Annotated in this window: 7 protein-coding genes; 4 read left to right on the top strand and 3 right to left on the bottom strand. The window is 65.7% G+C overall.

The annotated features are described in order from the left end of the window. Positions 1–201 (top strand): amidohydrolase family protein (locus tag KXJ60_RS07650; RefSeq protein ID WP_291125957.1); only part of this gene is annotated, 201 nt, incomplete at its 5' end. Positions 202–597: 396 nt separating this feature from the next. Here KXJ60_RS07650 and KXJ60_RS07645 read toward each other — a convergent pair. Genes KXJ60_RS07645 through KXJ60_RS07635 form a run of 3 tightly spaced genes read right to left on the bottom strand, consistent with a single transcriptional unit; the run spans position 598 to position 3,616 of the window. Continuing rightward, a complete protein-coding gene (locus KXJ60_RS07645; protein ID WP_291125956.1) occupies positions 598–1,602 on the bottom strand; it encodes a cytochrome d ubiquinol oxidase subunit II in 1,005 nt (334 codons plus the stop codon). A gap of 16 nt (positions 1,603–1,618) precedes the next feature. Then, on the bottom strand, positions 1,619–2,986 hold the full coding sequence (locus KXJ60_RS07640; protein WP_291125953.1) for a cytochrome ubiquinol oxidase subunit I: 1,368 nt from the start codon (positions 2,984–2,986) through the stop codon (positions 1,619–1,621). A gap of 27 nt (positions 2,987–3,013) precedes the next feature. Continuing rightward, entirely contained in the window at positions 3,014–3,616 is a 603-nt protein-coding gene (locus KXJ60_RS07635) for a GbsR/MarR family transcriptional regulator (protein ID WP_291125950.1), read from the bottom strand. 182 nt (positions 3,617–3,798) lie between these two features. Between KXJ60_RS07635 and dcd the strand changes: the two genes are divergently transcribed. The 3 genes from dcd (at position 3,799) to KXJ60_RS07620 (ending at position 6,504) form a co-directional block, all read left to right on the top strand. Further along, positions 3,799–4,371: a dCTP deaminase gene (gene dcd, locus KXJ60_RS07630; RefSeq protein ID WP_291125947.1), complete on the top strand. Its 573-nt coding sequence runs from the start codon at positions 3,799–3,801 to the stop codon at positions 4,369–4,371. A gap of 69 nt (positions 4,372–4,440) precedes the next feature. After that, positions 4,441–5,544, top strand: coding sequence for a fatty acid desaturase (locus tag KXJ60_RS07625; protein WP_291125945.1), 1,104 nt, complete (start codon positions 4,441–4,443; stop codon positions 5,542–5,544). A gap of 57 nt (positions 5,545–5,601) precedes the next feature. Continuing rightward, positions 5,602–6,504: a neutral zinc metallopeptidase gene (locus KXJ60_RS07620; protein WP_291125942.1), complete on the top strand. Its 903-nt coding sequence runs from the start codon at positions 5,602–5,604 to the stop codon at positions 6,502–6,504. Positions 6,505–6,521 lie beyond the last annotated feature (17 nt).

Raw genomic sequence — 6,521 nt, 5'->3', positions numbered from 1 at the left:
GCGCGCGCGCTGGGGCTGGAGGGCGTGGTGGGCAATCTGCAGCCGGGGTGCGAAGCCGACTTTGTGGTGCTTGACCCGCAGGCCACACCGCTGCTGGCGCGCAAGACGTCTCAGGCGAACAGCCTGGATGAGTTGCTCTTTGCCTTGATCGTGTTGGGGGACGACCGGGTGGTGGTGCGCTGCGTGGTTTCTGGCGGCTGATTTCTCTCGTTTCTGGTGTGCGGGGGCGGTCGGGTTGGGTGCGCGTTCTCCGGTCCAGCTCGCGGGTGGCTTCCTGTGTATGCAACCACCTTTGCGTCAACGCTTTGGCTGGCATGCGCCTTCTGTGGCAACCGCGAATCGTCCCTGCGCCCGCGCACCCAACCCCCCCGCCCCAGTGCGGTGCTGGCGCTCAAGGCTTGTGTGCCCGCCTGTCTTTGGAGTCGATGCTGGTGTCCGCGATCGCAGGGACGATTCGCGGTGGCCACAGAGGTTGCCTGCAATTGCGGTGTTGACGAGCCCAAGCGGGCGTGAGGCAGCTCCCGCCCGCGAGCTGGACCGGAGAGCGCGGGCACCGGCGTCGGCTCCCGCGAGGTGAACCGCTTGCAAGGCAACGACTCAGTTGTAAGTCAGAGCCCGCGCCTTGCCCCAGAACACCCGGTACATGTAGATCGTGTAGACGATGATCACCGGCAGCGTGATCGCCACGCCGATGAACACCACCGTGAGCGACTCGGTGGAGATCGCCGCCTCCCACACCGTCATGCGGCCGATCACGATGTCCGGGAAGATGCTGTAGGCCAGCCCGAAGAACGCCAGGATGAAGATCAGCACCGTGGACACGAACACCACCCAGCCGTAGCCCGCCTTCACCACATTCGGATGCGTCACCACCCAGCGCACCGCGAAAAACGCAATGGCACAACTCAGCGGGATCGGCATCAGGCCAAACACCTCGGGCACGCTGAACCACTTGGCCACCACACCCGGATTGACCAGCGGCGTGGCCGCGGAGATGGCCACGAGCGCCACGCCCATGGGCCAGAGCACGCGCGCGGCCCAGCGCACCGCATGCGCCTGCAGCGCGCCTTCGGTCTTCATGATCAACCAGCCTGCGCCCAGCAGCACATAGGCCGCCGGCAGCGTCAGCGCAATGCCCAGGCTGAACGCCAGGCCCAGCGCGCCGCTGTCAAAGCCGGTGATGTAGCTGCCCAGCATCCAGCCCTGTGACGAGCTGGCCAGGAGCGAACCGACGAAGAACGCGCGGTTCCAGAACGGCACGTACTTCGTGGGCGCCTTCACCCGGAAGTCAAACGCCACACCGCGCAAGATGAGCCCGATGAGCATGACCGCCACGGGCAGGTACAGCGCTTGCAGCACCAGGCCGTGCGCCATGGGAAAGGCCACCAGCAACACGCCCACACCCAGCACCAGCCAGGTTTCATTGGCGTCCCAGAAGGGGCCAATGCTGGAGATCATGGTGTCTTTCTCTTCCTTGGTTTCGGCCAGCGGCAGCAGCAGGCCCACGCCGAGGTCGTAGCCATCGAGCACTACGTAGGCCAGCAACGCCAGGCCCATCACGGCAAGAAAGATCAGTGGAAGGATTTCGGCCCAGGTGGTCATGGTGTGTCTCCCGGGCTCAGACGCCCGCTTTGCCCAGTTCGGCGCCGATGGGGGCTTCGGGCGCGTGCTTGAGCGGATGCTCTGCCATGTACTTGAGCACGCCCACGTAGGTGATCAGCAGCAGCGCATAGACGATGAGGTAGGCCGTGAGCGTGACCGCGATCATGGGCGACGGCAGGCTGGTCGCCACGTCGGCGGTGCGCAGGTGCCCGTACACGATGAAGGGTTGGCGGCCGATCTCGGTCACGTACCAGCCCGCCAGCGTGGCCAGCCAGCCGGAGAACGTCATGCCCGCGAGCACATAGAGCATGGGCTTGGGCAGCGAGACCTTGCCGCTGACCGTTTGCTGGCGGCGGCGCCACAGCATCCAGGCCGCCACCCAGGCCACCACCAGCATCAGCGAGCCCACGGCCACCATCACACGGAAGGCCCAGAAGATCGGTGCCACAGGCGGATGCGCACCAGGAAACTCGTTCAAGCCCTTGAGCTCGGCGTTCACATCGTGCGCCAGGATCAGGCTCGCCAGCTTGGGAATCTTGATGGCGTAGTGCGTGGTGCCGGCGGCCTCGTCGGGGAACCCGAACAGCGTGAGCGGCGCGCTCTTCTCTGTGTGCCAGATGCCTTCCAGGGCGGCGATCTTGGCGGGCTGGTGTTCCAGCGTGTTGAGGCCGTGCATGTCGCCCACCAGGAACTGCAGCGGCATGGCCACCGAAGCCGCGATGATGGCGGTGCGCAGTGCCTTGTGCGTGCCCCCGATGGCGCTGCCCTTGATCAGCTGCCAGGCGCACAGCCCGGCGATCAGGAACGACGCCGTGAGCGTCGAGGCCAGCAGCTTGTGCGCAAACCGGTACGGGAAAGAGGGGTTGAACACCACGGCCAGCCAGTCCACCGGGATGAACTTGCCGTCCACGATCTCGAAGCCTGCGGGCGTCTGCATCCACGAGTTCAGGCTCAGGATCCAGAACGCCGACATGGTGGTGCCGAACGCCACCAGCAAAGTGGCCACCAGATGCACGCGCTCGGACACGCGCCCCCGACCAAACAGCATGATGCCCAGGAAGCTCGCCTCCAGGAAAAAGGCGGTGAGCACCTCATAGCCCAGCAGCGGCCCGGCGATGTTGCCGGTCTTCTCCATGAAGCCTGGCCAGTTGGTGCCGAACTGGAAGCTCATGACGATGCCCGAGACCACGCCCAGCGCGAACGTGAGCGCGAAGACCTTGGTCCAGAAGTAGTACGCCTCTTCCCAGGCGGGGTCGCGCGTCTTCAGGAAGCGCAAGCGGAAGAAGACCAGAAACCAGCACAGCGCAATCGTGATGGTGGGGAACAGGATGTGAAAGCTGATGTTGGCCGCGAACTGAATGCGCGAGAGGATCAAGGCGTCCATGGTGCTGCTTCTTTCTTGGGTGGGCCGTCAGGCCGCCCGGTCCAGGGCTTTGTCGGCGGCCTGGCTGCGTGCGGCCGACTTGCCGGTGAGGCGGTCTTTGAGTTCGAGCACGCGCGTGACGGTGGCGCCCATGCCCATGAGTTGCATCGCCGTTTCGGGGGCGAGCTTCTGCACGTCGTCGAACCAGGTCATGAGCCGGTCGATCAGGTCGTGCATTTCGCGCATGCGGGCCTGGGCGTGGCGCTCGGCGTCGGTCTTGGGCGTTTCCAGCAGCGCGGTGCGCAGCATGGAGAGCGTCGGCTCGACTTCGCGGCGGCGGCGCTCTTCGGCGAGCACGCGAAAGATTTCCCACACATCGGCTGGTGCTTCGAAGTACTCGCGCCGGTCGCCGGGCTGGTGGCGCAGGCGCACCAGGCGCCAAGCCTGCAACTCCTTCAGGCCCATGCTCACGTTGGAGCGCGAGAACTCCAGCGTCTCGGCGATCTCGTCGGCGTTGAGCGCGTTGGGTGAAATAAAGAGCAGGGCATAGATCTGCCCGACGGTGCGGTTGATGCCCCATCGGCTGCCCATTTCCCCGAAGTGGGCAACGAACTCGCGGTTGAGGGGCGGGAGGTGGTCTTGCAACGGCATGGACGCGACTGTAGCCGTTTCGGCTTGAATTTTCAGTAATTTCTGAAAATTCGCAAACAGTCAGGGGTTATTGGACAGGCCAACGATCCGCCGCCGGGCCGCCGCACGGCGGATCAGCCCCCTCGGCAGGCCGCGACCCGCGCAGCGGCAGAGCGTGGGGGGCGATGCATACAATGCGCCCCATGAGCATCAAAAGCGACAAATGGATCCGCCGCATGGCCGAGCAACACGGCCTGATCGAACCCTTTGAGCCTGGCCAGGTGCGGCAGGTGGACGGCAAGAAGGTGATCAGCTACGGCACGTCAAGCTACGGCTACGACATCCGCTGCGCGCCCGAATTCAAGGTGTTCACCAACATCCACAGCACGGTGGTGGACCCGAAGAACTTTGATGAAAACAGCTTCGTGGACATCAACAAGGACGTCTGCGTCATTCCGCCCAACAGCTTTGCGCTGGCGCGGACCATGGAGTACTTCCGCATCCCGCGCAACGTGCTCACCATCTGCCTGGGCAAGAGCACCTACGCGCGCTGCGGCATCATCGTCAACGTCACGCCGTTCGAACCCGAGTGGGAAGGCTACGTGACGCTGGAGTTCAGCAACACCACACCGCTGCCGGCCAAGATCTACGCGGGCGAGGGCTGCGCGCAGGTGCTGTTCTTCGAGAGCGACAAGGACGACGTCTGCGAGGTCAGCTACAAGGACCGTGGCGGCAAATACCAGGGCCAGACGGGCGTGACGCTGCCCAAGGCCTGAGCCTGCGCTCGTTCCTGGCTTGACCTGCGTCAAAGCCGCAGGGCAGGGGCGCCGCTAGCATCGGTCGCCATGTCCAGCCTTCCCGTTTCCTTCGCTCCTCCCGATCCCATTCCCCCCGGGCAGCCGCTGCCCCACCGCAAGGTGATTCGCGGCTGGCTCGCGCCCATCGTCCAGCGGCGCACGGCGCGCGCCATCGCCTTGCTTGTGTTCGATTGGGGGCTGTTTGCCGCCTTCATGGCGGGCACCGTGCTGTGGAGTGCGCTCTGGGCCAAGCTGCTCTGCGGCGTGGCGGCCGGTTTCATGATCGGGCGCCTGTTCATCATTGGCCACGACGCCTGCCACCAGAGCTACACGCCCAGCCGTGGCCTCAACCGACTGCTGGGCCGCATCGCCATGCTGCCCTCGCTCACGCCCTACAGCCTGTGGGAAGTGGGGCACAACGTGGTGCACCACGGGTACACCAACCTCAAGGGGGTGGACTTTGTCTGGGCCCCGCTCACGCGCGAAGAGTTTGCGGCGCTCTCGCCCACGCGGCGCGTGATGGAACGCGTCTACCGCAGTGGCTTCGGGCCCGCCCTGTACTACCTGGTGGAAATGTGGTGGCTGCGCATGTTCTTTCCGCGCAAGACCTACATGGGCACACAGCGCGCCGTGTTTGTGTGGGACGGCGTGTGCGTGGTGGTGACGGCGGCACTCTGGGTGGGCGCTCTGGTGACCGCTGCGGTGGCCACGGGGCAGTCGGTGTGGCTGTTGCTCGGCGTGGGGTTCGCCGTGCCTTTTCTGTTCTGGAACGCCATGATCGGTTTCGTGGTGTATGTGCACCACACGCACACCGCCGTGCAGTGGCACGACGACAAAGCCGCCTGGGCGCGCGCGGCGCCCTTCGTCTCCACCACCGTGCACCTCACGTTCCCGCTGCGCATCGGCGCCATGCTGCACCACATCATGGAGCACACCGCGCACCATGTGGACATGAGCGTGCCGCTGTACCAGCTGGAAGGCGTGCAGCGCTTGCTGGAGCACACGCTGCCGGGGCGCATCATCGTGCAGCGCTTCTCGTGGCGCTGGTACTTCGAGACCGCGCGCCGCTGCAAGCTCTACGACTTCAGCCGCCGCTGCTGGACCGACTTCGCTGGCCGTCCCACCAGCGCCAGTGCGCCCGCCGTGGCCTGAGCAGCGACCGCCGGATAATGGCGCCTGCAACGGCTTGCGTTGCGCAGGAGGCTCGCCATGAAGTGGGAAAACAACCGCCAGTCCGATCAGATTGAAGACCGCCGCTCCGACCCGGGCGGTGGCATGGGCGGGCTGGGTGGCGGGCGCCGGGTGGGCGGTCGCGGCATCGGGCTGGGCACCATCGCGATCGCATTGGTGGCCGGCTGGATCTTCGGCATCAACCCCATGACCATCCTCGGTGTGCTCGGCGGCGTGGGCGACATGGCCGCCCCCACCGAACAGGTGCAGACCCCACAAGGCCCTGCGCAGGCGCCCACCGACGACATGGGCAAGTTCGTCGCTGCCGTGCTCGGTGGCACGGAAGACGTGTGGGGCCAGGTGTTCCAGCAAGCCGGTGGCAATTACCAGAAGCCGCGTCTGGTCCTCTTTCGTGGCGCCACGCCCACAGCCTGCGGCACCGGTCAGTCGGCCATGGGGCCGTTTTACTGCCCGGGTGACCAGAAGGTCTACATCGACCTGAGCTTTTACGACACCCTGCGGCGCCAGCTGGGTGCCCCCGGCGATTTCGCCCAGGCCTACGTGATTGCGCACGAGGTGGGCCACCACGTGCAGAACCTCATGGGCATCACCGACCAGATGGAGAAGGCCCGCGCGCGGGTCAGCGAGCGCGAATACAACGCGCTCTCCGTGCGGCTGGAGCTGCAGGCTGATTGCTTTGCGGGCATCTGGGCGCACCACAACCAGAAGAGCCAGTCCATCCTGGAGCCGGGCGACGTGGAAGAAGCGCTGAACGCGGCGGCGGCGATCGGAGACGACGCCCTGCAACGCAAAAGCCAGGGCCACGTGGTGCCCGACAGCTTCACCCACGGCACCAGCGCGCAGCGCCAGCGCTGGTTCAACACCGGCTTGCAGAGCGGCAGCGTGCAGTCGTGCGACACGTTCAAACAGGGCAGTGTCTGAGCGCCGTCTGTGCGCTC

The sequence above is a fragment of the Hydrogenophaga sp. genome (assembly GCF_019264445.1).
Lineage (GTDB): Bacteria > Pseudomonadota > Gammaproteobacteria > Burkholderiales > Burkholderiaceae_C > Hydrogenophaga.
This window is presented reverse-complemented; position numbering and strand designations above follow the sequence as displayed.